The sequence below is a fragment of the Pseudomonas sp. 9.2(2024) genome (assembly GCF_039695385.1).
GTDB lineage: Bacteria > Pseudomonadota > Gammaproteobacteria > Pseudomonadales > Pseudomonadaceae > Aquipseudomonas > Aquipseudomonas paraglycinae.
This window is the reverse complement of sequence record NZ_CP155585.1, coordinates 3,897,100-3,923,725: the sequence shown is the minus strand read 5'-3', so window position 1 is coordinate 3,923,725 and position 26,626 is coordinate 3,897,100. Positions and strand designations below refer to the sequence as shown.

At 59.4% G+C, this 26,626-nt stretch carries 31 protein-coding genes; 15 read left to right on the top strand and 16 right to left on the bottom strand.

What is annotated here, in order from left to right:
• Window positions 1-17: 17 nt before the first annotated feature.
• A complete protein-coding gene (locus tag ABFB52_RS17495; RefSeq protein ID WP_085746153.1) occupies window positions 18-581 on the bottom strand; it encodes a GNAT family N-acetyltransferase in 564 nt (187 codons plus the stop codon).
• A 204-nt stretch (window positions 582-785) separates the two neighbouring features.
• Between ABFB52_RS17495 and ABFB52_RS17490 the strand changes: the two genes are divergently transcribed.
• The 6 genes from ABFB52_RS17490 to ABFB52_RS17465 all read left to right on the top strand — a co-directional run bounded on the left by ABFB52_RS17490 (window position 786) and on the right by ABFB52_RS17465 (window position 5,171).
• The gene (locus tag ABFB52_RS17490) at window positions 786-1,733 is read left to right on the top strand and encodes a universal stress protein (RefSeq protein WP_129973192.1); all 948 of its coding nucleotides are present in this window, start codon (window positions 786-788) and stop codon (window positions 1,731-1,733) included.
• Window positions 1,730-2,614, top strand: a complete 885-nt coding sequence (locus ABFB52_RS17485; RefSeq protein WP_129973193.1) for a universal stress protein — start codon at window positions 1,730-1,732, stop codon at window positions 2,612-2,614. Before ABFB52_RS17490 ends, ABFB52_RS17485 begins: the two co-directional genes overlap by 4 nt.
• Before the next feature lie 89 nt (window positions 2,615-2,703).
• Complete coding sequence (locus ABFB52_RS17480) at window positions 2,704-3,006, top strand: metalloregulator ArsR/SmtB family transcription factor (RefSeq protein ID WP_007950555.1); 303 nt, start codon at window positions 2,704-2,706, stop codon at window positions 3,004-3,006.
• 63 nt (window positions 3,007-3,069) lie between these two features.
• Window positions 3,070-4,065: a zinc-dependent alcohol dehydrogenase family protein gene (locus ABFB52_RS17475; protein ID WP_129973194.1), complete on the top strand. Its 996-nt coding sequence runs from the start codon at window positions 3,070-3,072 to the stop codon at window positions 4,063-4,065.
• On the top strand, window positions 4,062-4,391 hold the full coding sequence (locus ABFB52_RS17470; protein ID WP_129973195.1) for an antibiotic biosynthesis monooxygenase: 330 nt from the start codon (window positions 4,062-4,064) through the stop codon (window positions 4,389-4,391). The genes ABFB52_RS17475 and ABFB52_RS17470 overlap by 4 nt, the downstream gene beginning before the upstream one ends.
• A 417-nt stretch (window positions 4,392-4,808) precedes the next feature.
• A complete protein-coding gene (locus ABFB52_RS17465; RefSeq protein WP_129973196.1) occupies window positions 4,809-5,171 on the top strand; it encodes a DUF6124 family protein in 363 nt (120 codons plus the stop codon).
• Between the two features lie 67 nt (window positions 5,172-5,238).
• Here ABFB52_RS17465 and ABFB52_RS17460 read toward each other — a convergent pair whose 3' ends face one another.
• Complete coding sequence (locus ABFB52_RS17460; RefSeq protein ID WP_102687103.1) at window positions 5,239-5,595, bottom strand: hypothetical protein; 357 nt, start codon at window positions 5,593-5,595, stop codon at window positions 5,239-5,241.
• 172 nt (window positions 5,596-5,767) lie between these two features.
• Between ABFB52_RS17460 and ABFB52_RS17455 the strand changes: the two genes are divergently transcribed.
• Both ABFB52_RS17455 and ABFB52_RS17450 read left to right on the top strand, forming a co-directional pair.
• Entirely contained in the window at window positions 5,768-7,309 is a 1,542-nt protein-coding gene (locus ABFB52_RS17455) for a DUF2235 domain-containing protein (protein WP_102687065.1), read from the top strand.
• Window positions 7,309-7,965, top strand: coding sequence for a DUF2931 family protein (locus ABFB52_RS17450; protein WP_102687066.1), 657 nt, complete (start codon window positions 7,309-7,311; stop codon window positions 7,963-7,965). The genes ABFB52_RS17455 and ABFB52_RS17450 overlap by 1 nt, the downstream gene beginning before the upstream one ends.
• A gap of 95 nt (window positions 7,966-8,060) precedes the next feature.
• On the opposite strand, the gene ABFB52_RS17445 is transcribed toward ABFB52_RS17450, so the two are convergent.
• From ABFB52_RS17445 to ABFB52_RS17435, 3 genes are all read right to left on the bottom strand, one after another.
• Entirely contained in the window at window positions 8,061-8,678 is a 618-nt protein-coding gene (locus ABFB52_RS17445; protein WP_129973197.1) for a LysE family translocator, read from the bottom strand.
• Window positions 8,679-8,788: 110 nt separating this feature from the next.
• Complete coding sequence (locus ABFB52_RS17440) at window positions 8,789-9,892, bottom strand: DNA alkylation repair protein (protein ID WP_129973198.1); 1,104 nt, start codon at window positions 9,890-9,892, stop codon at window positions 8,789-8,791.
• Window positions 9,893-9,894: 2 nt separating this feature from the next.
• Window positions 9,895-10,500 (bottom strand): glutathione S-transferase, encoded by a 606-nt coding sequence (locus ABFB52_RS17435; RefSeq protein WP_085746166.1) that lies wholly within the window; start codon window positions 10,498-10,500, stop codon window positions 9,895-9,897.
• Window positions 10,501-10,909: 409 nt separating this feature from the next.
• Between ABFB52_RS17435 and ABFB52_RS17430 the strand changes: the two genes are divergently transcribed.
• The 3 genes from ABFB52_RS17430 (at window position 10,910) to ABFB52_RS17420 (ending at window position 13,464) form a co-directional block, all read left to right on the top strand.
• Window positions 10,910-11,314 carry a TraR/DksA C4-type zinc finger protein gene (locus ABFB52_RS17430; RefSeq protein ID WP_039767046.1) on the top strand — a complete coding sequence of 135 codons (405 nt, stop codon included), beginning with the start codon at window positions 10,910-10,912 and terminating at the stop codon, window positions 11,312-11,314.
• Window positions 11,315-11,542: 228 nt separating this feature from the next.
• Window positions 11,543-13,147, top strand: coding sequence for a methyl-accepting chemotaxis protein (locus tag ABFB52_RS17425; RefSeq protein WP_102687068.1), 1,605 nt, complete (start codon window positions 11,543-11,545; stop codon window positions 13,145-13,147).
• 113 nt (window positions 13,148-13,260) lie between these two features.
• On the top strand, window positions 13,261-13,464 hold the full coding sequence (locus ABFB52_RS17420; RefSeq protein ID WP_039767042.1) for a hypothetical protein: 204 nt from the start codon (window positions 13,261-13,263) through the stop codon (window positions 13,462-13,464).
• 6 nt (window positions 13,465-13,470) lie between these two features.
• Here the strand turns inward: ABFB52_RS17420 and ABFB52_RS17415 are convergent, their stop codons facing one another.
• The gene (locus ABFB52_RS17415) at window positions 13,471-13,707 is read right to left on the bottom strand and encodes a DUF2789 family protein (RefSeq protein ID WP_039767041.1); all 237 of its coding nucleotides are present in this window, start codon (window positions 13,705-13,707) and stop codon (window positions 13,471-13,473) included.
• A 39-nt stretch (window positions 13,708-13,746) separates the two neighbouring features.
• The gene (locus ABFB52_RS17410) at window positions 13,747-14,010 is read right to left on the bottom strand and encodes a hypothetical protein (protein ID WP_102687069.1); all 264 of its coding nucleotides are present in this window, start codon (window positions 14,008-14,010) and stop codon (window positions 13,747-13,749) included.
• A gap of 408 nt (window positions 14,011-14,418) precedes the next feature.
• Between ABFB52_RS17410 and ABFB52_RS17405 the strand changes: the two genes are divergently transcribed.
• The 3 genes from ABFB52_RS17405 to ABFB52_RS17395 all read left to right on the top strand — a co-directional run bounded on the left by ABFB52_RS17405 (window position 14,419) and on the right by ABFB52_RS17395 (window position 16,228).
• A complete protein-coding gene (locus ABFB52_RS17405) occupies window positions 14,419-14,889 on the top strand; it encodes a hypothetical protein (protein ID WP_007950541.1) in 471 nt (156 codons plus the stop codon).
• Entirely contained in the window at window positions 14,886-15,083 is a 198-nt protein-coding gene (locus ABFB52_RS17400) for a hypothetical protein (RefSeq protein WP_085746169.1), read from the top strand. The genes ABFB52_RS17405 and ABFB52_RS17400 overlap by 4 nt, the downstream gene beginning before the upstream one ends.
• A gap of 128 nt (window positions 15,084-15,211) precedes the next feature.
• A complete protein-coding gene (locus tag ABFB52_RS17395) occupies window positions 15,212-16,228 on the top strand; it encodes an ABC transporter substrate-binding protein (RefSeq protein ID WP_129973199.1) in 1,017 nt (338 codons plus the stop codon).
• A 115-nt stretch (window positions 16,229-16,343) separates the two neighbouring features.
• Here the strand turns inward: ABFB52_RS17395 and ABFB52_RS17390 are convergent, their stop codons facing one another.
• Both ABFB52_RS17390 and ABFB52_RS17385 read right to left on the bottom strand, forming a co-directional pair.
• Window positions 16,344-18,476 carry a TonB-dependent receptor gene (locus ABFB52_RS17390; protein ID WP_129973200.1) on the bottom strand — a complete coding sequence of 711 codons (2,133 nt, stop codon included), beginning with the start codon at window positions 18,474-18,476 and terminating at the stop codon, window positions 16,344-16,346.
• 93 nt (window positions 18,477-18,569) lie between these two features.
• Window positions 18,570-18,956, bottom strand: a complete 387-nt coding sequence (locus ABFB52_RS17385) for a DUF2946 domain-containing protein (protein ID WP_085602912.1) — start codon at window positions 18,954-18,956, stop codon at window positions 18,570-18,572.
• Between the two features lie 94 nt (window positions 18,957-19,050).
• On the opposite strand from ABFB52_RS17385, the gene ABFB52_RS17380 reads away from it, so the two are divergent.
• Complete coding sequence (locus ABFB52_RS17380) at window positions 19,051-19,491, top strand: DUF3995 domain-containing protein (protein ID WP_007950535.1); 441 nt, start codon at window positions 19,051-19,053, stop codon at window positions 19,489-19,491.
• Here ABFB52_RS17380 and ABFB52_RS17375 read toward each other — a convergent pair.
• From ABFB52_RS17375 to ABFB52_RS17345, 7 genes are all read right to left on the bottom strand, one after another.
• The gene (locus tag ABFB52_RS17375) at window positions 19,488-19,850 is read right to left on the bottom strand and encodes a Na+/H+ antiporter subunit G (RefSeq protein ID WP_007950534.1); all 363 of its coding nucleotides are present in this window, start codon (window positions 19,848-19,850) and stop codon (window positions 19,488-19,490) included. The two genes, ABFB52_RS17380 and ABFB52_RS17375, sit on opposite strands and share 4 nt — an antisense overlap.
• A complete protein-coding gene (locus ABFB52_RS17370; protein ID WP_011334688.1) occupies window positions 19,847-20,125 on the bottom strand; it encodes a K+/H+ antiporter subunit F in 279 nt (92 codons plus the stop codon). The genes ABFB52_RS17375 and ABFB52_RS17370 overlap by 4 nt, the downstream gene beginning before the upstream one ends.
• Window positions 20,122-20,610 (bottom strand): Na+/H+ antiporter subunit E, encoded by a 489-nt coding sequence (locus ABFB52_RS17365; RefSeq protein ID WP_085602916.1) that lies wholly within the window; start codon window positions 20,608-20,610, stop codon window positions 20,122-20,124. Before ABFB52_RS17365 ends, ABFB52_RS17370 begins: the two co-directional genes overlap by 4 nt.
• Window positions 20,607-22,286, bottom strand: a complete 1,680-nt coding sequence (locus tag ABFB52_RS17360; protein WP_085602918.1) for a monovalent cation/H+ antiporter subunit D — start codon at window positions 22,284-22,286, stop codon at window positions 20,607-20,609. Before ABFB52_RS17360 ends, ABFB52_RS17365 begins: the two co-directional genes overlap by 4 nt.
• Entirely contained in the window at window positions 22,283-22,627 is a 345-nt protein-coding gene (locus ABFB52_RS17355; protein ID WP_003192163.1) for a Na+/H+ antiporter subunit C, read from the bottom strand. The genes ABFB52_RS17360 and ABFB52_RS17355 overlap by 4 nt, the downstream gene beginning before the upstream one ends.
• Window positions 22,627-25,527 carry a monovalent cation/H+ antiporter subunit A gene (locus ABFB52_RS17350; protein WP_129973201.1) on the bottom strand — a complete coding sequence of 967 codons (2,901 nt, stop codon included), beginning with the start codon at window positions 25,525-25,527 and terminating at the stop codon, window positions 22,627-22,629. The genes ABFB52_RS17355 and ABFB52_RS17350 overlap by 1 nt, the downstream gene beginning before the upstream one ends.
• 105 nt (window positions 25,528-25,632) lie before the next feature.
• Window positions 25,633-26,571 (bottom strand): DMT family transporter, encoded by a 939-nt coding sequence (locus ABFB52_RS17345; RefSeq protein ID WP_102717566.1) that lies wholly within the window; start codon window positions 26,569-26,571, stop codon window positions 25,633-25,635.
• Window positions 26,572-26,626 lie beyond the last annotated feature (55 nt).

Sequence of the window (26,626 nt, the reverse complement as noted above, 5' to 3'; positions counted from 1 at the left end):
TTCGCCGGCGGCAGAGGCTACAAGTACAGGCTGTGAATGACCTGGCGGGGATCGTCAGGGTCATTGTGCCGTTCAAACCCCAGCGTCCGGGCCAGGTCACGCATCGGGGCATTACTGGCAGCATCGACCGAATACATCCGATGCATTCCATTCTTGCGTGCCGCCGAGATCAGGTGCTCCATCAACAGGGTCCCCAGTCCCAGGTGCGTCCATTCATCGGCGACGGTAACGGCGCATTCGCACTCGTGTTCACCCGTGGCGGCATAGCGGCTTACGCCGATCTCGATCAATTGGCCGTTGTCGTGCACCAGCGCGACGTAGGCCAGGCGCAGGCGATTATCGGTGTCCATCAATTGATCCAGCATCGTGCCCGACGGTTCGTTGATCTGCGCCAGAAAGCGCATGTGTCGCGACTCCGGAGACAAGCGTTTGATGAACGCATATTCGCGTTCCCGATCCTTTTCCGAAAGGGGCCGGATCAGCACATGGCGACCGTCCCTGAGTGCTTCGATCCAGTGTTGCCCGGCGATCGAGGCATAGGCATTGGCGGCTCGTTCGTTGTGGTCTTTGACGGTGAGCATGAGGAGACCCTCCTTGCGGTTTTAAAGACGGGTGCGGGACACAGCGCCCTGCAGTCGCTTTCTTTCTACGCCGCTCAATGGGCAGGAATCTGATCTGGGTCAGAGACCGGCGATGTTGAATGGTCCGAAGTTGATGTAAATCAACTGCGCGCCAGTCGCGCAGGCTCAGTCTCAAAGCCTGCGGTTGTCTTGCGGAGGTGTGTAATGGGGCAATATCAACGTTTGCTGCTGGTCGCCGACCAGACCCTGCATCAGACGCCCGCCATGCTGCGCGCGGTGGCGCTGGCCAAGGCGAGCGGGGCGGCGCTGGACGTTCGGGTCTTCGCTGAACCGGCACCCGTGGTTCACCTGTGGGAGGACAAAATCGATGAGGTCGGGTATCAGCGCTATCTGCGCCACCACCGTCGCTGGGTAGCCGATCAGCTTGAGCTACTCTCGGAACAGGGACTGAAGGTGACGGTGAACGTGGTGTTCACCACCCACGCGCTGCTGGATATCCTGCGGGCTGTCGCAGACCTCAAACCTGATTTGCTGATCAAGGATGTGACGCTCGAACCCCTCCTGAAGCGGGTTTTCATAACGCCGCTGGATTGCCATTTGCTGCGCGAATGTCCGGTGCCCGTGCATCTGGTCAACGAGGTCCGTTACAGCCTGCCGCATCGGATCGTGGCGGCCGTGGATCCGTTCGATCCCGAGACCCAGATCAGCGGTCTGAATGACACCATCATTCAGACTGCCAACGCGCTGGCCGCGCAATGTGACGCGCCCATGCACCTGCTCTACGCTTATGACCTGTCACCGGCCTTCAATGGCGACGCGCCGCTGGTCGGTGCCGGATGGGGAGTGGATTTTGTCGAGGAGCTGCGGCAGTCCCTGCATCAGGCGTTCATCAATCTGGCCGATCGCTACGGGATCCCGCCTGAGCGACGCCATTTTGTAATGGGCCTGCCAGTGCCTGTCATCAGCGAGTTTGTCGAGCAATACGTGGCGGATGTGGTCGTGATGGGCACGGTGCACCGCGCAGGTATTGATCGGTTGATGGGCAGCAATACTGAACGGGCGCTGTATTCGGTACCCGGCAGCATCCTGGCGGTGGGGCCGGTCGTTCGAACCGAAGTGCGACGTCCTGGATCTGACGAGAGGTCTCTATGAGCCAGTATCAACGGTTGTTGCTGATCATCAATCCGCTCCTGCGCGAGTCCGCTGCGATCAACCATGCCGCGGCGCTGGCCAAGGCCAGTGGCGCGCGCTTGCACATATTGGCGCTGATTCCCTCGCTCGACGGTTTGTCGCTGCTGGAAACAGGCAACCGGTCACAGGCACGCGAAGCATTTCTTGAGGAACACCGGCAGACGCTGGAAGCCCGGGCGGTCAATCTGCGCGGCAGGCGGATCGAGGTGACCACCGAAGTGGACTGGGCCGCTGATGTGGAGCAGCGCATCCTTGATCACGTCAAAGCGTATGGGCCCGATCTGCTGATCAAGGAAATCGAACAGGTGTCGACCCTCAGGCGCGCGTTTTACACGCCGCTGGACTGGCAATTGCTGCGCGATTGTCCAGTCCCTGTGTATCTGGTGGGCGGAAGCGGCTATGTATTGCCTCGTAAAGTGCTGGCGGCGGTCGAGGTGTCGGATATCGAGTCCGCCGACAACTCGTTGAACGAGCAGATCATCCGGCAGGCCAGTGCCCTGGCCATTCAGTGCGACGCCGAGTTGCACTTGCTCTATGCCTGCGATATTTCCGCCGCGTACCTGGCGGACATGGGAGGATTACCCCTGGCCGAGCTGACTCGGTCACTGCGCGAGGACCTGCAAAAATCGTTTCTTCGACTGGCCGGGCAGTTCGGTGTGGCCTCCAGTCAGCGGCACTTCGTTGAAGGCCGGCCAGTTAGCGTACTGAGCGAGTTCGCCGACGAACAGCATGTCGATGTCATCGTGATGGGAAGAGTTCGCAACCGGGGCTTGAGCAAATGGTTGGGCAGTACCACCGAGCACATTCTTTACCAGGTACCTTGCTGCGTTCTGGCGGTTTGACGAGCGTTGCCGGGCTCTCGGCAGGCGAGATGCTTTCCGTTGGTCAATCAGCGTATTGACATATCGAACAATCTCGATATTCTCGCCGCATGGACCTGATCGAAGTATTCAAAGCACTCTCAAACCCGGTACGGCTTGAAATCCTGAAAGGCTTGAAAGACCCCGTAAAGAACTTCCCTCCGCAGGACGAGGGCGACGTTCACACGGTGGGCGTGTGTGTGAGCAGTATTCAAGAGGGCATCGGACTCTCGCAGTCAACGGTGTCCGGTTATCTTGCAACGCTGCAGCGTGTGGGCCTGGTTGAAGTCAGGCGCATCGGTCAGTGGACCTACTACAAGCGCAATGAAGCCAACATCAGCGCCTTGGCCGAGGTCATAGGGAAAGAGCTGTAAAAAAATTTACCGCGTGATATCGAGATATCTCGATATCCCTTATTATCGATACGAGGATTCAATATGAAAGCGATGCTGCTTGAATCATTTGGCAACCCGGAATCGTTCACACTTTGCGACGTACCCAAGCCCGTGCCGAAAGCGGGGCAAGTGCTGGTCCGGGTACACGCCACCTCGATCAATCCATTGGATTATCAAGTCCGACGCGGCGACTATCAGGATCTGGTGCAACTGCCGGCCATCACCGGACATGACGTCTCCGGCGTCGTCGAAGCGGTCGGCCCCGGCGTGACGGCTTTCGCACCGGGCGACGAAGTCTGGTACACGCCGCAAATCTTCGACGGTCCCGGCAGCTATGCCGAGTACCACGTCGCATCCGCCAGCATCATCGGCAAAAAGCCTTCCTCGCTGAGCCACCTCGAAGCGGCCAGCTTGAGCCTGGTGGGCGGGACGGCGTGGGAAGCGCTGATCGTGCGGGCGGCGCTCAGAGTGGGGGAGAGCATCTTGATACACGGCGGCGCAGGCGGCGTCGGACACGTCGCCATCCAGCTCGCCAAAGCGATGGGCGCCAAAGTGTTCACCACCGCGAGCGAAGCAAACGCCGAGTTCGTCCGCCGTATGGGCGCCGATGTGATCATCGACTACGAAAAGGGCGACTACGTCGACGCCATCCTGCGAGAAACCAATGGCCTCGGAGTGGACGTGGTATTCGACACCATCGGCGGCGACACCCTGTCGCGCAGCCCCGACGCCCTCGCACAACTTGGCCGCGTGGTCTCGATCGTCGACATCGCCCGGCCACAAAACCTCGTCCAAGCCTGGGGCAAGAACGCGAGCTATCACTTCGTGTTCACCCGCCAGAACCGCGGCAAGCTCGATGAATTGAGTGCCCTGGTGGAGCGCGGTCAACTGCGACCACATGTTGGCGCGGTGTATTCGCTTGCGGAGATTGCGCTGGCCCATGCTCGGTTGGAAAGTCACAACAACGGTCTTCAAGGGAAAATCGCGATTGCGGTTGAGCCGTCGCTTCGGGCGGGTTCTGCGGGGGATGCGTCATGATTTATGAGATCGCTTTGTTGCCCGTTTATAAAGAACGTGTTGATGAGTTCAGAGGTGCATTTGCCGAGGTTGCGGCTTTGCTCCGCCGCGCGAATGGGTATGGCGGGCACATGCTTGCGCAGGGGATTGAAACGCCGGAGCGGTTCAATTTGATCGTGCGGTGGGAGTCTCTTGAGGCTCATACGGAGTTTGAGGCGGGGGAGGATCACAGGGTCTTTATGTTGGGGCTGGAGGGGTATTTTTCGGAGGCGCCGCAGGTTTATCACATTGAGGGGGCGGCTTTTACTGCGGGTGGAGATGATGGGGCTCTTTGGCCCGGAAACTGAAACTTGCGTTTGTGATGAGGGCGCCGGACTGGGTGACAGTCCGGCTTTTGTCCGGAATTAAACGCTCTGCGCTTTGGTTGTTTAAATCAGTCCTGCTGTCACACCCGGATGCCCACAGCGCCTTGCGCCGTCCCCTACACCTAAGACAGAATCCGCCGGCTTGTGCGTCTGGCCCCCCGACCGTAACTTGATTCCCGTCACTGCCCATCAGTGATCGGGTCTGCAAGCCCGCCGGAAAACCAGTCGCACAGCCTGCCAAAAGGACGCTCGTTCGCGCCCGCGCAATGGCGGCTTTGTGCGGGAGACCCTCGGGTCTGCCGGGTGCCTGGTTTCCCGGTCTTGCAGACCCGCACATGGCTGCCACCCATCATCTGCAAGTGATGCTGGTAGCTCCTAATCAAAATCAGGAGTTTCACCATGATCAAACCGACACCGAACCCCCCGGAAACCGATCCGGTTTCACCCTACAGATTCCCCGACTCCCGAACCCTGAACGAAGCCGCCGAACGCGCGCTCGATCATTACCTCACTCCGCAGCAACGGATTATGGGGAGTCACCACAAGCACGACCCGATGTACTTGGCGAATCCGGCGTACGACACCGAATCACTGCTCGCCAACGCCAGTGAATCCCTCGGTTCGGCCAGCGAGATGCTCAACAACTTTGCGGCCACGCTGGAGCCCTCTCACCGTAAGACTGCGATAGGGATTGCGCAGATTGTGATGCTCGGGGAATTGGCGGTGAATCAGGCGTTGGATAACGTCGAACTGAAAACTTAAGGCTGTATTTCAGTAAAAAGGGAGCAGATTCACTACCTGAATCTGCTCCCTTTTTTGTTCGTTAAGCTCAACCGTTGGCGTTTGCTCTCTTTTCCGCCGTCACGATGCAAGCCTTGTAGAAATTGGAATGGAAATCGCTGATCGCTTTCTGTTGCAAACTCTCGCTTGAGTATTGAGGAATCTCGTACGCCTCGCGAATCAACGACTTGAACACCTCACCCACATACTCGTTCTGCTTACCTGCCGCTTCGGCCAGTTCCATCACCGAAGCCATGGGCACGCCTTGCTGCCTGGTTTTCATGACCTGTTTGGCCGAGTTTTCTATTCGTTGGCACTCTTCTAGCTCTTCCTGCGGCACAGGAGAGGCAAGGGCGGAAAAACTGATGGCGAAGGTTACTGCTGCTGCCAGACATTGTTTGTGCACGAGGTGTCGTCCCTGGTTTTGAGGCTGAACCATATCATTCGTGGCTCGGCGCCACCATTGCAGGCAGGGAGAAAGAGCGCCAGGTGCTGGCACGCGGCCACGCCTTGCGCCCCCCGATTTCCGCTGTCACCCTTCGGCCCGTTCTTCAAGGATCAGAAGAAGGAATCAAGGATTGAGTGGCTACATTCCCAACCCGCCTAAAAACTATCGCAACAAAGGAACCGACCCCGTCGATATTCATGCCCAGCGTTGGGCTGAGTATGAGAAACACGGGAAGGAACCGGCATCTGCACGTGAAAAAATTGGCATAGCCCTGCGGATCGGAGTGTTCTTCGATGGTACGGGGAATAATGCCAATAATGCTGCGGCCGGGCTTCTGTGTGGTGCTCATCATCCGATTGCGGCTCAAGATATTGATGCCAGTTGTAAGCCGTTCATGAAAGATCCGGACAGCAGCTACGGTAACGACACCAGCAATGTGCAGAAACTGAGTGACTTGTATTACGCACCTCAGAAAGCCGAAGGAGACGGCTCGCAGAAGCAAGCCTTTCGCATGGTGTATGTCGAGGGGATCGGTACTCGCTCAGGCATGGAGGACAGCACGCTTGGGGCCGGCACTGGTCGAGGTGAGACGGGGGTTGCAGGTCGTGTTCAGCTTTCGTTTTCAGAGATCAAACTGCGTATTGAAGGGGTACTGGCTAGCCATCCTGAGAGCGAAATTACTTCTCTGACATTCGATACGTTCGGTTTCAGCCGTGGAGCTGCTGCCGCTCGGCATTTTGCCAATGAAATTGCACGCGGAAAGCAGGGCCCTCTTGGGGATGTGATGCGCAGTAGTGCGAGAGGATTTAGTTCTACTTTCAATGATCAATACAAAAGCAGCATCAACATGGGCTTCATTGGTCTGTTCGACACCGTACCCTCGATTGCCGGATGGTCAAATCTGGGCAATATCAAAAGCCCTGTTGCCACTGGCATCAGGTTGTACCTGGATCGTCGCTATTTCTCTGATGTCGTCCAGCTGACTGCCCGCGATGAATGCCGGGCGAATTTCGCTTTGAGTCGCGTCAAGCCCGATCATTTGGAAATCGTTTTACCGGGAGTTCATTCCGACCTTGGTGGTGGTTACCTCGAAGAAGCACAAGAGAATGTACTCGTCAGCCCCATGCAAAGCTTGGACGTGTCGCAGAATACTGATGTTGTGACAACCTCGATTTATCGTGATGCAGAGATAGTGAAGGATCAGTTGCTTGCCAAAGGTTGGCCTGCGGAAATGCTGGAGATTGTCACGCCAGCTGCGTTGCCCTTGCCTAATGCGTTACAAGATCGGCTCAGTCCGCGCCTAAAACGGGTGTACGCCGCCGTCCAACTAAAACGTCCGGTGAGTGGCATGCTCTCCCGGGTGTACCTGCGCTTGATGCACCAGTTGGCGAAAGAGAAGGGCGTTCGCTTTAAAGACATTCCGGATACACCGGAATTGGCTGTTCCTTCAGAGCTTCAAGCGTTGTGTGATCGGTTCTTGGCGGGTGACTACAGCGTTACTCCGCAAGAAGAAAAGCTGTTGAAACTGAAGTACATTCACACGTCCGCAAACTGGAACCACCCCCTTGGCCGCAGAGATGGCAGCGGAATGAGCGCGGTCTATATCAATGCTCCTACCGCAGACTCAATTCGCGTACAACATCCTCACGTACCTGACTGGACGCTCTGGTAATGAAATTACTCGTCACTCTGTTTTGCGCGTTGTTCATGGCTGGCTGCCAGTCTGCTGACCCGCTATCAGGCAAAAACGACCCCAAATCCGAATGGTGGGAATTGGCATTCATCGAACCTGATTACATGCAGGTTTGGGTGGAGGACAGTTCTGTGCAGGACGTTACCGGCAAGGTCTACTTCAAGGCCAATGGTGGCTCCGCAGCCGGTGGCGAGCCAGAGGACGGCACCGAGTCGGCTCGCGGCTGGTCAATAGTGGACGGCAGCGGGAAACGAGTAGTGGGTGCCGATCTTCCCGTTCGGATATATGTACGATGGCAGTCAATCGTTGAAAAGAAAACCTGGCAAGCCTGGGTGGATATTCCAGAACATGCCAGGCAATTGATGTTGGAATCCACCAGCAAACGTTGCCCGCAAACACCTGAACGAGAGGCGCGGTTTATGGCGTCGGTTTACTTGGGGCTGGCGCCCGGCGGGGTGGTGCAGGCTTGGGTTAAAGACTCGTGTCATAAGGCGATCAAGGTCGCTCGGGCGAAAGCAGAGATTGAGCCGTTAGGGCCTAGTCAGGGTAAGAACCAAGGACGTTACGCCTATCCGGTCAGTGAAAAATCCAAGCGTTATATCGACAAATTCGGCATTCCGTATGGCAGTTGGTAATTCTTGGGAAACGGGGGCGAGTCGGAAAAGATAGGGCGGCTCTTTTGATAAATAGATGCGTCCCATTTTTAAATCTGCCCGCATTCCTCCCTGACTTATTGAACAAGCTGCCGTATCCCCAGAGACAAAATCAAACCACCGCATAATTGATCAATAGCTTTTTTCCTCCTTCGATACGCTGACGCGATGTCAGGTTGCGAAAGAGCGATTGCGACCATTCCATACCAAGTCATTGAAACCACCACTACGACTGCCAGCATCGACAAAAACGTGCTTGTTGACACGTGGGCGGGGGCTGCCGCTGAGAAAATAGCGGCGTAGAAGGCCATGGATTTTGGGTTGCCGATGTTCGTGATGACTCCCTGAATGAACGACTGCCGAAAGTTTCCGACGGCAGCATCATTATTGGGGGCAAGCGCGGTCTTTCCGGCATTTAGCAACAGTCGGAGTCCAAACCACATCAGATAGGCGGCCCCCAGAACTTTTACGATCAGCGCCGCCCAAGGAAACGCAGCAAATACAACGCCGATACCTGCTATTGCACAGGTGGCCCAGAGTAAGTTGACCAATACAATGCCTGCCACCAAGGCCAAGGCTTCTGGCCGCGACGCAGCTACCGCTTTGTGGACTACCGCAACGAAATTGGGTCCTGGAATAACGACACCGGCCAGGTAAACCAAAAAAACTGTCAAAACAGCGAGACCATCGATCATGTGCGTTCCTTTGCGAGCTCAGTAGTTGGAGAGGTTATCATTCGGTTCAAGATCCAACGTACCTGCTACTTTCGGTTGTCATCCGATGAGCAGACCATTTTTGACGCTTATTAAGTGATGATGTCAACGGCAGTACTCCCCAACCGCTCCCCATTAACTACCACATGCACCGTATGTACCCCCGCATAGTGCTTGCGCGTAGTGAAATCCTTAATCACCTGTCGCCGCGCCACAACCTCACTCCCAAACCCCGCCAACTCCAACGTCTTCAACTTGAAAACCTTGGCCGAAGTCCCGCCATTCGCCTTCACATAGTCAATCGCATAATCAATCACCAACCGCTGTTCAACTGGCACCAACGATCGCACGGTAAACGACAGAGTGATCGTATCCCCAAGCCGCACAACCGCCGGCTCCACCTTCACATCCAGCAATTCAACCTCAGCCTTCGCCCCAGCGCCTATAACTGTGAGCGCCCGAGAATTCCCCTGTTTGATCAAACTTCGTAGCGCATGTTTGGCAATCCACGCCGTGTGTTTGTTCTCCAGCGACCACCCCTCAACTGTATCCAGCACCCACTCCGGATGCTCTTTGGTCACGTCATTCAAATGATTCGCCACGGACTTGCGCACGTACAAACTTTCATCGGCTTTCAACCGGTCAAGAATCCCGGCGGCCAAGTGTGGATCAGCCTGCACCGGTTCCAGCCGAAACGACCACGGCAGGCGAGGGCGGCTGCCTTCGCTGGCGAGTCTTCGAACGTGGTGGTTTTCGTCTTGGGTCCAGTCGTGCATCAGTTCCAGCGAGCGTTCCAGGTCGCTGCGCAGGAAGTGGCGGATGGCGAATTCAGAGGAACCGAAGGTGGTGAAGTATTTCAGGGCCTCCATGGAAGCGTCGAACGCGTGCGCGCCGTAGCACGCGACGTAGTGCGGCAGGCACATGCTGACGAAGCCGCTGTTCAGTCGCGGGGCAAGTTCGCGCAGGACAGCGAGGGAATCTGCGTAATCCAGCGGTAGCACGTGATGCAGGCTTTCGCTGACGCGGGCCATGCGCTGCATGACGGAGAGGTCGGCGAGGCCGTCGTTGGCGTGCTTGAGAAACGCCTTGGCCTTGAACGCCGGGTACACGGCGCTCATTTCTGTGGCGATGTGTTGCAGGCGTTCGGCGTTGAAGATTTCTTTGAGGGCCGGGGCGGCGGTTTCGGTGGCGCTCATGGTCAGGTCATCGGGGTGTCGATGAACGCCTGGGTGCTTTCGGCGTACGCGGTGTATTGGGCGATGCGCGGGAAGTGATCGGCGTCGATCTGGTCGGGGACGACGAGGCCGGTGAAGCTCCAGGCGACGGCGAGAGTGATGCCGTCCTGCTGGAGAGGGCCGTCGGTGGGCAGTGGGTGTTTTTCGAGTTCATGTTCAAGGGCGGTGAAGGCGGCGGCGAGTTGGCCTTCGACGCGTTTGACCCACGGCTGGTATTGAATGTCGGCCGGGCGCAGGTTGCGTTCGTAGTAGAGCTGCACGGCTTTTTCGCAGGCGGCGAGGCCGAGACCGATCAGGCGCAAGGCTTTGGCGCGTTGCGGCAGGTCGGCGGGCAGCAGGGTTTTGCCGGACAGGGCTTCGAGATAGTCGAGGATCAGGGTCGAGTCGATCAGCACTTCGCCGTCATCAAGGATCAGGGTCGGCGCCTTGACCACCGGGTTGATCTGCTGGAAACGTTCGAAGTGGCGGAACACCGAGACCGGGTCGTGTTCCATTTCGACCCCCAGGCATTTGGCAGAGATCGCCACGCGGCGCACGTAAGGGGAGTCCAGCATGCCGATCAGTTTCATGACGCGTTCCTTCAAGTCGAACCGGGGAGGGCATAACGTAGCCGAGGTTGGGGGGATTTGTCAGTCTTTGCGAGGGGAGGGTTTTGCGTTCAGTGACCGTAACGAATTGCGACAAAGCGCCGCTCGTCCGACGTTTGTCTTCTATATACAGCCGCTCGACTGAATTTCTTGCTATAAACGCACTCCGATGAGCGCTGTGAAGCCTGTGTCAGAGCAGTTTCCGGGCCTTGTCGGACAAATTCCCGGTATTTACAGTTGCTGAGGCCTCAAACGGGCCTTAGACTGCCGCCCCTTCGTAAATTGAGTGCCGGGTGGCGTTTGCAATAAACGATGCCTTTCCGATGACCGCAGGCGGTTCGCCGGAACGCTCCCTAATTCGCCTTAATGCACGTTTTTTATAGAGATATCAATGACAAAGGACAAGTTGCTGGCCATGCCGGCAGATGACTACATGAATGCCGAGCAACACGCTTTCTTTCAAGAGCTGTTGCAGAACATGAAAGTCGAAACCCATGAGCGCATTGAGCAGAACCGTATTGCCATCGAAAGCCTGGACACCCCGGCTGACCCGGCGGACGCCGCATCGGTGGAAGAAGAGCGCACCTGGCTGGTAAACGCGATCGATCGCGACCAGCGCATGCTGCCGCAACTCGAGCAGGCCCTTGAACGTATCAAGGAAGACAGCTTCGGCTGGTGCGACGACAGCGGCGAGCCGATCGGCCTGAAACGCCTGCTGATCAGCCCGACCACCAAGTACTGCATCGAAGCTCAAGAGCGTCACGAGCAGATCGACAAGCACCAGCGTCAGGCCTGATTCCTGAGGCGACCCCTTCAATGCGGGTCGTCGCGAAAAGATCGCAGCCTTTTGCAGCTCCTAAGGGAACTGCAAAAGGCTGCGATCTTTGCTTTTTCTCGTCTGCCGGAAAGTCCCCGCACCATTCCATTGACCTGCCACAGACCCACGACTAACGGACCATGGATAATGGCGTTGTAGTGGCGTTTAATGCAGTCACAACAATGAGAACAAGCGTGGGGTAACAAAATGACGAGAGATGGATCTCTGGTTGCGGCTCTGCCTGCACCAGTTGTTTTGCCGAAGAATCGCTGGCTGACGCCGACCCTGCAAAGCATCGCTCTGATGCTGTTGCTGGCCGGAATGAGCCTGGGCGAATGGCCGTTGTACGTCGGCATGCCGCTGGCGGTGCTGATCGTCTGGCTGCCGCGCCTGCGTTCCCGGGCGGTCCCCGATGCGCAACCGATCGATAGCAATAACGCGATGTCCGAGCTGACTCGCGACCTTTCCTACACCACCAGTCATAACGCGCTGTCAGCCGCAGGCGTGGCGTTTTCCGTCAAGGAGCTGGCCGGCAAGCTGCAATCGCAACTCGACGCCGCCGCGCAGATCGTCAACAACGCCGAAGTCATGATCGCCACTGAGCAGGCCACTTCGCAGCTCAGCCGTGAAGCCTTGGGCGCTGCCAGCGAAGCCCATCACAGCAGCGCAGCAGGGCGCACCGAGCTGGTGGATTCCATTTCGCGCATGCATCAGCTCAGCCAGCGTGCCAATGCCAGCCGCGAACTGATCGAAGCCTTGAGCCAGCGCAGTGATGACATCCAGCGCGTGACACTGGTGATTCAGTCGATTGCCAGTCAGACCAATCTCCTGGCATTGAACGCCGCCATCGAAGCGGCCCGGGCCGGCGAGCACGGTCGCGGTTTTGCGGTGGTAGCGGATGAGGTGCGCGGTCTGGCGGCCCGTACTGCAACGGCCACTGGCGAAGTGGGCGAGATGGTCGCCGACATCCAGCAACGCACGGCGCAGGTGGTGGAGCAGATCCGCCAGCTCTCCGACGATTTGCACACCGGCGTCGAGCAGGTCGAACACACCGGCCAGCACCTGGAAAACATCGCGCGACTGGCTGCCGGCGTAGAAACCCAAGTCGGCGAAATCGCCCGAGGCGCGGAAACCAATCGTGAACAGCTCGACAGCCTGTTCACCGCCATCGAGCAGATGCGCAGCGATCTGGCGATCAGCGACCAACAGACCCGGCACCTGGCCGAGGCCGCCGTGCAAATGGAAGGGCAGGCGGAAACCATCAGCGAACGTCTGGCCGAAGTCGGGCTGGATGACTATCACCAACGCATCTACGACCTCGCCCGCGAAGGGGCCAGCCAGATTGCCGCGCGGTTCGAGGCCGATGTCGAGCAGGGACGCATTAGTCTTGAAGACCTGTTCGACCGCCAATATCAACCGATTCCCGACACCCAGCCCGCCAAGTTCCAGACTCGTTTCGATCGCTACACCGATCAGGTGCTGCCGGCCATTCAGGAACCGTTGCTGCCGCGCCACGAAGGCCTGGTGTTCGCCATCGCCTGTACGCAGCAGGGTTACGTGCCGACCCACAATCAGGCATTCAGCCAGCCGCTGACCGGGGATGCACAGGTCGATACCGTGAACAACCGCACCAAACGCAAATTCGCCGACCGCACCGGCATCCGCTGCGGCAGCCATCAGCAACCGGTGTTGTTGCAGACCTACACCCGCGATACCGGCGAGCTGATGCACGACCTGTCGGTGCCGATCATGGTCAAGGGCCGTCACTGGGGCGGGTTGCGTCTGGGCTACAAACCGGAAAAGCCGCGCTGAGCCATTGTTGCCGGAACTGCAATTAAGCTGTGCAGCGGCGTTGCTGTTTCCTCTTGATCCAAATCATTAACATGCCCACATAGTTAGGTTGCTAATGAAGTTGGGAGGTCAACATGCAATGCAGAGTCGATGTCGCGGTGATGATCGGCAGCGGTGTACCCGCCGGTCTGCGCGCGATGGGGCAAAGTGTCTGCTGGGTGGTGCTGCTCAATGGCGAACGCCGGGGCACTGCGTTTGCAAGTCGTAACGAGGCGGAAGAGTGCAGGGCCGCATGGCTTGCGCAATTGAGCGCTGAAACCGGTGACAGCCTGCACTGATCAAGATTACTTGCCCCGGTGCAGGCGCACATTCAGCTCATCGACCATGATGGCTTCCTCGCCATCGGCCCGCAGCCACTCCTTGAGCATTTGCGCCTGTTGTGGGCTCCAGAAGTCGGCGTCGATCAGCTTGGTATCGGCATCCAGCGGATGGGCTTCGATGAAGTCGTCGATCGCCGTTTCCTCCGAAGGCAGCCCTAATTGATCGAACAGGGTGGTCAGGTTGTAGGCAGGCAGTTCCATGGTGTACTCCTTGAAGGATGGCGGGGTCGGTCACTCTCTTTATCTGAGGTGCTCGCTGGCCAGGAGTTCGATTCGCGATTCCAGTGAACGGGCAAGGGCGCAGGCGGCGTTGTGATTCTCGCGGAAACCTCTGACAAGCCCCGTCGACTTTTCCCTGATATGGAAAAAGCCGTTGCCCGCCGGGATTACCTGGAACAACGGTTCCCGTCCGCAAGGCTCCATTGCAGGAACAGTCTCGAAGGCTGAAGTGTTCAAGGCAAAGGCAGGTTCGTGAGTCACGGCAAAATGCGTCATAGTGCACATATGAAGTCCTTTTCATGGATTGACCCGCATTTACTGGCCACTGCGGGTAGTCGCGAATAGCATCGCTGCTCTAGAATCGCCAACACCTGTTGACGGCATGGCGTTATCTAAAGCAATTTTTTGCGTGCGATATGTCGGAAAAGTGCTTTTCTTGGTGAGTTTTTTCCCTAAAGTTCGTAGTCAGTTTTCTCTGGCCGGCCGTGAGGCGTTTTCCTTCAACATTTGGAGAATGTCTTTGCAGGTTTCGCGGGTGGCATTCCAGTAGTCTTGTGGACCTCGCGTTGGATGAGCACTTCGCTCGCTCAGGCGTATATTCGAGTCATTGTGCAACACCTTCGGCCTGGCCGACTTTTACTGCCGTGCGCGCTTTTCGCGTACGGCACTCTTTTCAAGTGTGGGGATGTTTCTTTGGCAGTCAGTAACCTCGATATGCATGCTTTGTTCGTGCTGGGTGATTTGCGGGCAAAGCTGGTCAAGCAGTTTCAATCGCGTTTTGTTTACATCACCGAGCAAAACGCCGAAGGCATTTACGTTGCCGAGATCGACACCGAAAGCGCATTGGTGGTCGATGACAAACCTGGCCTCAAGCTCAAGGTCGGTGATCATTTCAGCGCGTCGGTGCTGCCGAGCCGTGAAGGCGGCAAGATGGACATCCGCTTTCGCGAAATCAAAATGACTGTGTACGGCTTGGGCGACTACGCGTTCGTCACCACGGCCGACGGCCATGCCATTGTGTTCAAGGAAGGCCACAGCGCGGTCACCGTGTTCGCCGCCAATGAACAACTGCAGGAAGGCCTGACCAAGACCCTGAAAGCCGTCACCGCCAAAGCCGCCAAGTGGCGCAAGGGCGAACTGGTGACCTTCAAGGCCAGCGAGTGAGCCGCGCCGATTTCCATTTGCAGAACCTCGACAGCGCCCGTGAAGAAGCACGTCGATTGTTCACTGCAAAGGCCGAAATGAAGAGCGCCTGGCTGGGGTGGGTCGCCTCGCAGATCTACGCCTTGCAGCCTGCGGAATACGCCAGCATGGTCAGACGCGAGCTGAAGAACCTGCAGGAAATTTCTGAAAAGTAGCCTCATCCGTGTCATGCCCCTGAAAAAGCAGGAACCTCGTCTACAGTCAGTTGACTGAGTATTCAGAGGCTTGCGGTCTTCTGTCAGGCCATCCTGCTATTGCTGTGAACAGCACGAGGTGCAAAAGCATGAACGGATTTCGACGGTTGCTGGCCGCTGGCCTGACCTCCTTCGGCTTGATGACGGCGGTGCCTGCGGTGAGCGCGGCACAGGCGCCGATCCACTTTGCCGACCTGAACTGGGAAAGCGGCAGCCTGATCACCGACGTCCTGCGGATCATCGTCGAGAAGGGTTACGGCCTGCCGACCGATACCTTGCCGGGCACCACCATCACCCTTGAGACTGCGCTGGCCAACAATGACATTCAGGTCATCGGCGAAGAGTGGGCCGGGCGCAGTCCGGTATGGGTCAAGGCCGAGGCCGAAGGCAAGGTCGTCAGCCTGGGCGACACGGTCAAAGGCGCCACCGAAGGCTGGTGGGTGCCGGAGTACGTGATCAAGGGCGATCCGGCCAAAGGCATCAAGCCATTGGCGCCGGAGCTGCGCAGTGTCAGCGATCTAAAGAAGTACAAGGACGTGTTCAAGGATCCGGAAACCCCGAGCAAGGGACGGTTCCTCAACAGCCCGATCGGCTGGACATCGGAGGTGGTCAACAAGCAGAAGCTCACGGCTTATGGCTTGCAGGATGATTTCGTCAATTTCCGCAGCGGCTCCGGTGCGGCACTGGATGCGGAAATCAGCTCATCGATCCGTCGGGGCAAACCGGTGCTGTTCTATTACTGGTCGCCGACCCCTCTGCTCGGTAAGTTCAAGCTGATCCAGCTGGAAGAGCCGCCTTTTGATGCCGAGGCCTGGAAAACCCTGACCGACGCCGATAACCCCAATCCGAAACCGACCCGTTCACTGGCCTCTAAGCTGTCGATCGGGGTGTCCACGCCGTTCCAGAAGCAGTATCCGCAGATTGCCGAGTTCTTCGGCAAGGTCGATTTTCCGATTGATGATCTGAACAAGGCGCTGGCCGAAATGAGCGAGAAACACACGGCGCCCCGGGATGCGGCGGTGGCGTTCATGAAGGCGCATCCGGATGTGTGGCAGGCGTGGTTACCGAAGGATGTGGCAGATAAGGTTTCAGCTGATTTGAAATAGAGGCCGTAACGATGGGCCTTATCGCGGGCAAGCCCGCTCCCACAGGTTTTTCGGTGTGCTCTGAGCTTTGAAAACACATCGATTCCTGTGGGGGGCGGGCTTGCCCGCGAAGCTTTTAGAAGCGGGTTTGCACAGCCAGCTCAAAGGTGCGCGGTGAGCCGAGGTAATACGCCGGCGACACATGGGCGAACTCGGCATACACCTCATTCGTCAGGTTGCGCACCCGCCCGGTCACGGTGGTGTGCGAATCCACCTGGTAGCTGAGGAAGCTGCCAAACAGCGTGTACGACGGCACGGTCATGGTGTTGGCATTGTCGGCGAACACCGACGCCACATACCGCGCATCGACCCCGCCTTGCCATTGCGGCGAGAAATCATAGGTCAGCCATAGATTGCCGACCCGGTCCGGCACGTTGGTCGGTGTGTTGCCTTTGCGGGAAACCACTACGCCGGCGGCGTTCTTTTCGTTGAACTCATCGTATTGCGCATCGACCCAGGCGAAGTTGCCTTCGGCCAGCAGCTTGTCGGTGATCCGCAGCGAGCTGGCAATCTCGATGCCCTTCGAAGTCTGCTGGCCGACCGGAATGCTGCTGGTCGGGTCCAGTGGATCCGTCACCGCGAAGTCTTTGCGCTCGATGGTGTACGCGGCCACTGTCGCCGAGCCGCGCCCGTTCAGGTAGTCGAACTTGCTGCCGATTTCCCATTGCTTGCCGGTCGAGACATCGAAGTCCTGGGTGCCATTGGGCTGCTCGGCGGCGGTGCTGTATTGCACGTAGACATTGGCAGACGGAATGAACTGGTATGTCAGGCCGACGCGCCCGGTGACCGGCTCCCAGCTGCGCTTCAAATGACGCGGGTTGCTCGCGGTCACCGTGCGATGGTTGGTCACGTCGAGGTCGATATCGTCGTACCGCAGGCCAGTAAGCAGCGAGAGCTTGTCAGTCAGTGCCAGGCGGTTTTCGGCAAACAGCGCTTTGGTGGTGATTTCGTTGGTCTTGTCGCTGACGAAACCCGGCATCGTTCCGGGAATGTCATAGAAATGCCCCGGTCGGTAGTTGTTCGGGTTCACCGTGCTGGCGCCTTTGACGTTCAGCGGCGAGTTGGTGGTCTGGTTTACCTTGTACTCGAATCCGCCGGACCAGGTGGTGTCGAGGCCGAACAGGCTGTTGTCGTGGCGCAGTTCGAACTGGTTGCCGTTCTGCTCGCCCTGGTGCCGAACCTGATAGGCAGTGGAGCGGTTCACCGCGCTGTTGTCGGCGTTGTATTGATAGGTTTCCAGGTTGCGGTAATCACGCTGGCTGTCGAGGTGATAGAGGGTGTTGCGCAGGGTGGTGCTGTCGTTGATCCGGTAGTCGATGATCGAGCGCACCCAGATTGTCCGCTGCTCGTAGCGCCCATCCTCGACGTTGTAGTTATTGAAGCGATTGTGCTTGTCGATCTTCAGTTCGCCGGCCTTGGGGTTGAGCACCGGCGTGCCCCAGTACGGGCTGTCCTCGTGTTCGTCCTGATATTCCAGGGCCAGGGTGTGCGACAGGTTCGGCGTCAGGTCGCTGAGCAACGAGAACGCCAGGCTCCAGGCATCGCGCTCCTGGCGGTCGATGTAGCCGTTGCTGGTGTTGTGGCTGACGTCGAGACGCGCGTAATGCTGCACCTCGGCGCCGGGTTCGGTCAGCGCGTGGTTGAGGCCGAATGCGGTTTCGGTAGTGTCGTAGGTGCCGTAGCTGACCCGACCTTCGATGGCTTGCTCGTCGCGCGTGGCCAGTTTGGTCACGTAGTTCAGCGAGCCACCGACCGAGCCAGCGCCGTTGATCAGTGACGACGGACCGCCCACCAGTTCCACCCGGTCATAAATCCACGAATCCACGGGCCGTGCCAGTCCGCCGGAAACGTTGACGCCGTTGAACATCTGGGTGATCTGGCTGCTGGTAAAACCGCGATAGGAGACGAACCCGCCAAAGCCCGGCGGCGCACTGGCGTTCACCCCCGGCAAGGTGTTGGCCGCGTCCTGAAAGTTTTGTGAACCGTGACGTTCGATGTCATTGCGGTTGGCAATGGCCACCGAAGCGGGGGTGTCGCGCACGCTGAGGCCGAGGCGCGAGGCCATGCCGCTGGACTGGTCGAGGCTCAGGCCCGGTTCGACGCCGGATTCGCCGTCAATGGTGATCGGCGCCAGATCCACGGTGGATTGCGCCCAGACGTTGACGGACAGGCAGCCGCAAAGGCTCGCCAGCAAGGTAAGTTGTTTCATCGATTGAATCCTGAATGCTTGTCTAGGAGTCAGCGCACAGGCGAACGCCGCGCGTTGGCGCAGTAGGCTGACAAATCAAAAAGGCAAGGACACTCAGGCGAGCGGCGGGGCGCGAGGGTTGGCCGAAGGCCAGATGAAGCGGGCAGGGAGGTCGGCGCTGACGATGACCGGCAGCGGCGGGCTGTGTTGTTCAGGCAGGATCGCGAGGGTCAGGCTGGAGTTGAACGCCGGGCCCATGCCGCCTGTGGAGCACAGCGGACAACCGAAGGCCTTGGCCAGGGTCGGCAGTTTTTCTTCGGCGGGATTCGAGGCGAGCGGCGCCTGGGTGCTCGGGTCGACGGCGCAGAACTGGCCGCCGATACCGTTGAGCTGCATGCCGACCATTTGTCCGTGACCGATGCTGCAGGCGAACACGTTGAACAGGACGCAGCAATAGAGCATCCATGCCAGCAGTGAGCGATCGGTACGGGTGAATTTCATGGGGCGGCACTTTACCGCACCGCCGACCGGTCGTGCACATGGAAAAATGCCGACTAGGATGTTTTGTTCAAATCCCTTTAAAGGATTCTCGACCATGACCTTTGTGTTGGCTCAATGGCTGGTGACGATATTTGCGGTGATCAGCCTGATGCATGTGTATTGGGCGATGGGTGGGCAGTGGGCGGCCGTGGCAGTGGTGCCGCAGGTTCCGGTGGACAACGGCGGGCTGACGCTCAGGCCGGCGTTCAAGCCGTCAGGCTGGATCACGCTGGTGGTGGCGGCAGCTCTGCTGCTGATTGCCGCACTGGTGTGCATGCGAGTGGGGTGGTGGCTGCCCGCCGTGCATCACTGGGCGCTGCAATGGGTGATCAGCGCGATTGCGCTGCTGATGTTTGCGCGGGCAATCGGCGATTCGGAGCTGGTGGGGTTTTTCAAGGAAGTGAAGGGGTCGCGATTTGCCCGGCTCGACACTTGGGTTTACTCGCCGCTGTGTCTGATATTGGGAGCCGGGCTGTTGGCTGTCGCCTGGATCTAACTGCCGGTTTCAGTACGCCGGCTGCTGACCTCGGCCGGCACATCATCCCCCGCCATGCGCTTGCGGAACAATGCCGCCCGCGCCAGCAGCAGGGTGGTCACTGGCACGGTGATCGACAGCAGAATCGGGATCAGCCATGCGTGCAGCACCGGCCCGGATTTGAGCGCGGAAAAACAGATGATCGACGCCAGCGCCACGCACCACGCGCCCAACGTCGAGGCCAGCGCCGGCGGGTGCATGCGCTGGAAGTAATCTTTCATCCGCAGCAGGCCGGTCGCGCCGATCAGGGCGAACACGCCGCTGAGGACCAGCAGGATCGCCACCGGGATTTCCACCCAGAGAGACAGTTCAGCGTTCATTCGATCACCTCGCCACGCAGGAGGAACTTCGCCAAAGCAAACGAGCCGACGAAGCCGAACAGCGCGATCAGCAGCGCCGCTTCGAAGTAGGTGTCACTGGCATAACGAATCCCCAGGGTCAGCATCATCAGCATGGCGACGATGTACAGGTAATCCAGCGCCAGTACCCGGTCTTGCGCCGACGGGCCTTTGAACAGGCGCACCAGCGTGAGGACCATGGCCAGGGAAAACAGGAACAGCGTCAGCAGAATCGCGTTCGACAGCAGCGGGCTCATTCGAAAATCTCCATCAATGGCCGCTCGTAAGTGACCTTGAAGTGCTGGATGAATTGCGCTTCGTCATCCAGATCCCACACGTGCAGCAACAGAATGCTGCGATCCAGCGCCAGCTCCGACCATACCGTGCCGGGCACGACCGTACAGATCATCGACAGCGCCGCCAGACCGTTGGCATCGCGCAGGTCCAGCGGCACCTTGATGAAGCGTGAACGAAGCGGCCGACGACCGGCGTTGAGTACACCCCAGGCCACCTGCAGATTCGAGACGATCACGTCACGCCCGACCAGCAGAAACAATCGCAGGATCGTGCCCGGGCGGCGGATGTGAATTTGTTGCGGGCGCAGTTTGCGCATCATCAGCGGGGCACAGAAACCGAGTACGGCACCCAGCAGCAGGTTGCCCGGGCTGACCGACAGGTTCAGCACCAGCCAGAGCAACCACAGCGCAAGCGACAGCCACGGCGCAGGGAACAGACGCTTCATGGTTGCACCTCCAGCAGCGCAGCCTTGGCTTCCGGGCTCGGCACGGCGCGGGTGCCGAGCACCGCCATTACGTATTGCTGCGGATTGTTCAGCGCATCGGCTGCTGCCTGGGTGTAACGCAGCAGCGGTTCAGCCTTGAAGGTCAGCGCGATGCTCAGCCCGAGCAGCAGGAAAATCGGCGTGCATTCCAGTTTGCGCAGCAGGGGCGACGGGCGCTCTTCGGGCGACCAGAAGCGCTGGATGCCCAGGCGCGAGAACGCCATCAGCGAGCCGAGTCCGGTGAGGATCAGCAGGGCCAGCAACGCCCATGCGGCATTCGAGATCGGTTCGCCGGCGCCGAGGCCCAGCGGGTTGAGCAGGGCGCCGATCAGGCTCAGCTTGCCGATGAAACCGGACAGCGGCGGCATACCGATAATCAGCAGCGCGCAGGCAATGAAGCTCAGGCCGAGGAAGGCCATGGTCCACGGGATCACCTGACCGACCACGGCTTTCTGATCGTCGTCGAGGTTGATGCCCTTGACCGGACGCTGCCACTCCTGCGGACGCGGCAGCAGTTCGTTTTCATCTTCCAGCGGCACTTCGATGGCGGTACGCGAGCGTTCGATCAACTCAGCCAGCAGGAACAGCGCGCTCAACGCCAGGGTCGAGCTGACCAGATAGAACAGCGCGGCGCCGATCAGATTGGGTTGGGCAAAACCCACGGCCGACAGCAGGATCCCCGCCGACACCAGAATGCTCAGGCTAGCCATGCGTTCCAGGCGTTGCGCGGCAATGATTGCCACGCCCGCACCGGCCATGGTCGCCATGCCGCCGTAGATCAGCCAGTCACCGCCGAAGTAAGCCGAAGCGCCCGCTTGGCCCGAGAACAGCAGCGTCCACAGACGCAGCAAGGTGTAGACGCCGACCTTGGTCATGATCGCGAACATCGCCGCCACCGGCGCGCTGGCCGACGAGTAGGCCGGTACCAGCCAGAAGTTCAGTGGCCACATGCCGGCCTTGGCCAGGAACGCCACGGCCAGAATCCCTGCGCCAGCGTGCAGCAGGCCTCGGTCGGCTTCCGGCACCAGCGGGATCTTCAGGGCCAGATCCGCCATGTTCAGCGTGCCGGTCACGCCGTAGATTAATGCCGCGCCGATCAAAAACAGCGACGAGGCCAGCAGGTTGATCGAAATGTAATGCAGCCCCGACGACACCCGCGCCCGGCCCGAGCCGTGGAGCAGTAAACCGTAGGACGCGGCGAGCAGCACCTCGAAGAATACGAACAGGTTGAACAGGTCCGCCGTCAGGAATGCGCCGTAAAGTCCCATCAACTGAATCTGGAACAAGGCGTGGAAGCTCGACCCCGCGCCGTCCCAGCGGGCCATGGCGAAGAGCAGGGCGCTGACGCCAATGATTCCGGTCAGCACCAGCATCAATGCCGACAGACGATCGACCACCAGCACGATGCCGAACGGCACCTGCCAGTTGCCCGGCAGATAAACCCCAATCGAACCGGGAACGCCGGTGGTCTGGGTCCATTGCAGCAGCATTACCGAGATGCCGAGGCCGAGGAGGCTGGAGAACAGGTTGATTTTCGCCTTCAGTGGTCGGTGCTTCTCGCCGAGCATCAGCATGATGGCGGCGGTCAGCAGCGGCAGCAGGATCGGTGCGGCGATCAGGTGAGTCATCGCCGTCATTCCTTGGGCTCCCTTCCGTCAACGTGGTCGGTGCCGGTCAGGCCCCGTGAGGCCAGCAGCACCACCAGAAACAAAGCGGTCATGGCGAAGCTGATGACGATGGCCGTCAGCACCAGCGCCTGGGGCAGCGGGTCGGTGTAATTGAGCAGATCCTGCGGCACGCCGTCCTTGATGATCGGCTCCTTGCCGATGAACAGGCTGCCCATGCTGAAGATGAACAGGTTGACGCCGTAAGAGAGCAGGCATAGGCCCATCACCACCTGGAATGTCCTTGGCCGCAGGATCAGCCAGACCCCGGACGCGGCGAGCACGCCGATGGCGATTGCGATGACTTCTTCCATCAGACGGCTCCTTTGGCGGCAGCGGTTTTGTGGCCCCGGACCGATTGGTGGGCGAGGGCGGTGAGGATCAGCAAGGTCGAGCCGACCACCACGGCGTAGACGCCGATATCGAAGAACAGCGCGCTGGCGATATGGATGTCACCCAGCAGCGGCAGGCTGAAATGCCAGGTGTGGGTGGTGAGGAACGGATAACCCACCACCATCGCCCCGAGGCCGGTGACGGTGGCGAACAGCAGGCCGGTGCCCATCCAGCGCAGTGGGCGCAGGCTCATTTGCGCCTCGACCCACTGGGTGCCGGCGACCATGTATTGCAGGATGAACGCCACCGACATCACCAGACCGGCGACAAAGCCGCCACCCGGCTGGTTGTGCCCGCGCATGAACAGGTAGAACGACACCACCAGCGCAATCGGCAGCAACAGACGCACCAGCACCGCCGGCACCATCATGAAACCGAGCGCGGTGTCGCTGGCCGAGCGCGGGTTGACCAGATCGGTGACCACGTCGGGGGCGAGCAGGCGCTGCTGGGCCGGCAGTTGCAGGCTTTCTTTCGGCGGGCGGAAGCGACGCAGCAGGGCGAACACGGTCAGTGCCACGGCGGCCAGCACCGTGATTTCGCCAAGGGTGTCGAAACCACGGAAATCCACCAGCATCACGTTGACCACGTTGCTGCCGCCGCCCTCGGGCAGGGCGCGGCTCAGGTAAAACGAGGAAATGTCGTTCGACGTCTGCCGGGTCAGCATCGCGTAGGACAGCAGCGCCATGCCGCCACCAACGGCAATCGACAGCAGCAAGTCGCGCAGACGCCGTACCCGCGCCTTGCGCAGGCTGCTTGGCAGCGGCGAAACCTCTTCGATCCGCCGTGGCAGCCAGCGCAGGCCGAGCAGGATCAACACGGTGGTCACCACTTCGACCACCAGTTGCGTCAGGGCCAGATCCGGCGCCGAGAACCAGACGAAGGTCACGCAGGTCATCAGCCCGCAGACACTGACCATGGTCAGGGCGGCGAGACGGTGATACTTGGCTTGCCATGCGGCGCCGAGGGCGCAGGCGATTGCCAGCAGCCACAGGGTCACGAACACGATCGAGCCAGGAATCTTCGGCCGATCGCCCCAGCTCAGACTGCTGTGCAGCATCGGAATCAGGCCGGCCAGCACTGCCGCCAATACCATCAGGAACAGCTGGGCTTGCAGACGCTTGGTGCCGATCCGCCGCTCCAGCCGCCGGGCCAGACGCATCATCGCCACCAGACTGCGCTCGAACATTCGCTTGCCGTTGAGGCGGCCCGCCAGCGGCGGATACTTGAAGCGGCCGCGCTTGAGCTGGTTGCGCAGTAGCAGATACAGCACGATGCCGCCGGACATGGCGATCAGGCTCATGATCATCGGTGCATTGAGGCCGTGCCAGATCGCCAGGCTGTATTCCGGCAGCACGCCACCCACCACCGGCAAGGCGGCAGCGGCCAGCAACGGGCCTACAACTTGTGCCGGGAAAATCCCCACCAGCAAACAGGTGAACACCAGCAGTTCCACCGGCGCACGCATCCAGCGCGGCGGTTCGTGCGGGGTGTGCGGCAGGTCGGTGGCGGTTGGGCCGAAGAACACATCAACGGTGAAGCGCAGCGAGTAGGCAACGCTGAACATACCGGCAATGGTCGCGATGATCGGCAGGCTGGTTTCAACCCAGGCGGTGGCGTTGATGAACACGGTTTCGGCGAAGAACATCTCCTTGGACAGGAAACCGTTGAGCAGTGGCACGCCGGCCATGGAGGCACTGGCCACCATCGCCAGGGTGGCGGTGAACGGAATCAGTTTGAACAGGCCGTTGAGTTTGCGGATGTCGCGGGTGCCGCTTTCGTGGTCGATGATCCCCGCGGCCATGAACAGCGAAGCCTTGAAGGTCGCGTGGTTGAGAATGTGGAACACCGCCGCCACGGCGGCCAGCGGGCTGTTCAGGCCGAGCAGCAGCGTGATCAGGCCGAGATGGCTGATGGTCGAGTAGGCCAGCAGTCCTTTGAGATCGTTCTGGAACATCGCGCAGTACGCGCCGAGCAATAGCGTGGCGGCACCGGCGCCGCTGACGATGTAGAACCATTCTTCGCTGCCGGACAGCGACGGCCACAGCCGGGCCAGCAGGAAAACCCCTGCCTTGACCATGGTCGCCGAATGGAGGTACGCCGAAACCGGTGTGGGCGCCGCCATCGCGTGCGGCAGCCAGAAGTGGAAGGGGAACTGGGCGCTTTTGCTGAGGGCGCCGATAAGAATGAGGGGAAGCAGGATGGGGTAGAGGGCATGTGCGCGAATCAGATCGCCGGCGGCCAGGACCTTGTCCAGGTCATAGCTGCCGACCACATGGCCGAGGATCATGACCCCCGCCAGCAGACATAATCCGCCCGCACCGGTGACCATCAACGCCATGTACGCACCACGGCGCGCGTCGTGGCGGTGGTGCCAGTAGCCGATCAACAGGAACGAGAAAAGGCTGGTCAGCTCCCAGAAGAACACGATTTGAATCAGGTTGCCGGAGATCACCAGCCCGAGCATGGCGCCCATGAACGCCAGAAAGAACGCGAAGAAACGCGGCACCGGATCGTCCGGCGACATGTAATAACGGGCATATAAGGAAACGAGGGTGCCGATGCCCAGCACCAGCATCGAGAACAGCCAGGCGAAGCCGTCCATGCGCAGGACGAAGTTCAGGCCCAGGCTGGGCAGCCACGTGAATTCTTCGCGGATCACGCCGCCGTGGGCGATCTGCGGGTATAGCAGCGCGACCGAGACAGTGCCGATCAGTGCGACCAGACCTGCCAGCAGGGATTCGGCGTTACGTGCGTTGTGCGGCAGCACGGCTGCCAGACAGCTGCCCAGAAAAGGCAGAAGCAGTAGAACTATCAGGGACATAGGCTTCTAATCTGCGGAAGTTTGTGAAGCATCATACGTGCCAGCTCCCGGATCGCCAAACGCGAGGATGTCTCTGAATCCTACAAAGTAGCCGTAAAACCCCGTTTAGCCTTCGGTCTCGTGCTCCAATTCTTCCGTGACCGTTTGTGTCTCTTTGCCTTTGGTCTTCAATTCACTGACGATCACTGCCGCCACGATCAGCCCCGCACCCACCAATGCAATCGCTGGCAAACGCTCCCCCGCGATGCGCCCGACGATTCCGGCCCACACCGGCTCACCGGCGTAGATCAAGGTCGCTCGGGTCGGCGAAACACTTTTCTGCGCCCAGTTCATCGCCACCTGAATCGCCGCACTCATCGCGCCCAGGCCCAGAGCCGTACTCAGCAACAGCCACGAGAAGTCCGGAATCGCCTCGCCGGTCGGTACCACCATCAAAAACGACAGCACCGAAGTCGTCGCCAGTTGCACAACGGTTACGCGACGCACATCGACCTGCCCGGCATAGTTGCTGATCAGGATGATTTCGGCTGCTATCGCGATGGCGCTGATCAGCGTGGCGATTTCACCGGGGCTGAAATTCAGCGAAGCACCGGACGGCCCGGAAAGCAGCATCAGCCCGGTAAACGCCAGCATGATGCCAATGCTCGGCATCAAACCCGGGCGCCGGCCGAGAACCAGCCATTGCAGCAGAGGCACGAACGGCACGTACAGCGCGGTGATGAACGCCGACTGGCTGCTTGGAATGCTCTGCAAACCGACAGTCTGCAAACCGTAACCGAGCAGGATCGCCACGCCGATAAAGGCACCGGCCTTGAGTTCGAACAGGGTCAGCTCACGCAGGTGCTTCCAGGAGAACAGCGCAACGATGCCCGCGGCGGCAGCAAAGCGCAGGCCGACGAAGAACATCGGACCGCTGACGGTCATCGCGTGCTGCACCAACAGAAAGGTGCCGCCCCAAAGCATGGTGATCAGCACCAGCACGCACTCGGCTTTGCTGAATCGGGAAAACCGCAGGGAAGATTGGGAGGGATTGGCTGACGTCATGACCTTGCGCACTTTTAAGGAGGAGACGCACAATGCGCCAAATGTTGCGCAGTAT

Excerpts from the sequence above, each read along its gene's own strand:
- ABFB52_RS17445 (WP_129973197.1), bottom strand. The coding sequence starts at position 8,678 with ATGATCGATGGTCTCGCTGTTTTGACAGTTTTTTTGGTTTACCTGGCC.
- ABFB52_RS17360 (WP_085602918.1), bottom strand. The coding sequence starts at position 22,286 with ATGACGGCGATGACTCACCTGATCGCCGCACCGATCCTGCTGCCGCTG.
- ABFB52_RS17490 (WP_129973192.1), top strand. The coding sequence starts at position 786 with ATGGGGCAATATCAACGTTTGCTGCTGGTCGCCGACCAGACCCTGCAT.
- ABFB52_RS17420 (WP_039767042.1), top strand. The coding sequence starts at position 13,261 with ATGCAATGCAGAGTCGATGTCGCGGTGATGATCGGCAGCGGTGTACCC.
- ABFB52_RS17415 (WP_039767041.1), bottom strand. The coding sequence starts at position 13,707 with ATGGAACTGCCTGCCTACAACCTGACCACCCTGTTCGATCAATTAGGG.
- ABFB52_RS17380 (WP_007950535.1), top strand. The coding sequence starts at position 19,051 with ATGACCTTTGTGTTGGCTCAATGGCTGGTGACGATATTTGCGGTGATC.
- ABFB52_RS17375 (WP_007950534.1), bottom strand. The coding sequence starts at position 19,850 with ATGAACGCTGAACTGTCTCTCTGGGTGGAAATCCCGGTGGCGATCCTG.
- ABFB52_RS17390 (WP_129973200.1), bottom strand. The coding sequence starts at position 18,476 with ATGAAACAACTTACCTTGCTGGCGAGCCTTTGCGGCTGCCTGTCCGTC.
- ABFB52_RS17480 (WP_007950555.1), top strand. The coding sequence starts at position 2,704 with ATGGACCTGATCGAAGTATTCAAAGCACTCTCAAACCCGGTACGGCTT.
- ABFB52_RS17495 (WP_085746153.1), bottom strand. The coding sequence starts at position 581 with ATGCTCACCGTCAAAGACCACAACGAACGAGCCGCCAATGCCTATGCC.
- ABFB52_RS17450 (WP_102687066.1), top strand. The coding sequence starts at position 7,309 with ATGAAATTACTCGTCACTCTGTTTTGCGCGTTGTTCATGGCTGGCTGC.
- ABFB52_RS17370 (WP_011334688.1), bottom strand. The coding sequence starts at position 20,125 with ATGAGCCCGCTGCTGTCGAACGCGATTCTGCTGACGCTGTTCCTGTTT.
- ABFB52_RS17475 (WP_129973194.1), top strand. The coding sequence starts at position 3,070 with ATGAAAGCGATGCTGCTTGAATCATTTGGCAACCCGGAATCGTTCACA.
- ABFB52_RS17430 (WP_039767046.1), top strand. The coding sequence starts at position 10,910 with ATGACAAAGGACAAGTTGCTGGCCATGCCGGCAGATGACTACATGAAT.
- ABFB52_RS17345 (WP_102717566.1), bottom strand. The coding sequence starts at position 26,571 with ATGACGTCAGCCAATCCCTCCCAATCTTCCCTGCGGTTTTCCCGATTC.
- ABFB52_RS17425 (WP_102687068.1), top strand. The coding sequence starts at position 11,543 with ATGACGAGAGATGGATCTCTGGTTGCGGCTCTGCCTGCACCAGTTGTT.
- ABFB52_RS17440 (WP_129973198.1), bottom strand. The coding sequence starts at position 9,892 with ATGAGCGCCACCGAAACCGCCGCCCCGGCCCTCAAAGAAATCTTCAAC.
- ABFB52_RS17355 (WP_003192163.1), bottom strand. The coding sequence starts at position 22,627 with ATGGAAGAAGTCATCGCAATCGCCATCGGCGTGCTCGCCGCGTCCGGG.
- ABFB52_RS17395 (WP_129973199.1), top strand. The coding sequence starts at position 15,212 with ATGAACGGATTTCGACGGTTGCTGGCCGCTGGCCTGACCTCCTTCGGC.
- ABFB52_RS17470 (WP_129973195.1), top strand. The coding sequence starts at position 4,062 with ATGATTTATGAGATCGCTTTGTTGCCCGTTTATAAAGAACGTGTTGAT.
- ABFB52_RS17465 (WP_129973196.1), top strand. The coding sequence starts at position 4,809 with ATGATCAAACCGACACCGAACCCCCCGGAAACCGATCCGGTTTCACCC.
- ABFB52_RS17410 (WP_102687069.1), bottom strand. The coding sequence starts at position 14,010 with ATGTGCACTATGACGCATTTTGCCGTGACTCACGAACCTGCCTTTGCC.
- ABFB52_RS17485 (WP_129973193.1), top strand. The coding sequence starts at position 1,730 with ATGAGCCAGTATCAACGGTTGTTGCTGATCATCAATCCGCTCCTGCGC.
- ABFB52_RS17435 (WP_085746166.1), bottom strand. The coding sequence starts at position 10,500 with ATGAAACTGATCGGCATGCTGGACTCCCCTTACGTGCGCCGCGTGGCG.
- ABFB52_RS17350 (WP_129973201.1), bottom strand. The coding sequence starts at position 25,527 with ATGTCCCTGATAGTTCTACTGCTTCTGCCTTTTCTGGGCAGCTGTCTG.
- ABFB52_RS17385 (WP_085602912.1), bottom strand. The coding sequence starts at position 18,956 with ATGAAATTCACCCGTACCGATCGCTCACTGCTGGCATGGATGCTCTAT.
- ABFB52_RS17365 (WP_085602916.1), bottom strand. The coding sequence starts at position 20,610 with ATGAAGCGTCTGTTCCCTGCGCCGTGGCTGTCGCTTGCGCTGTGGTTG.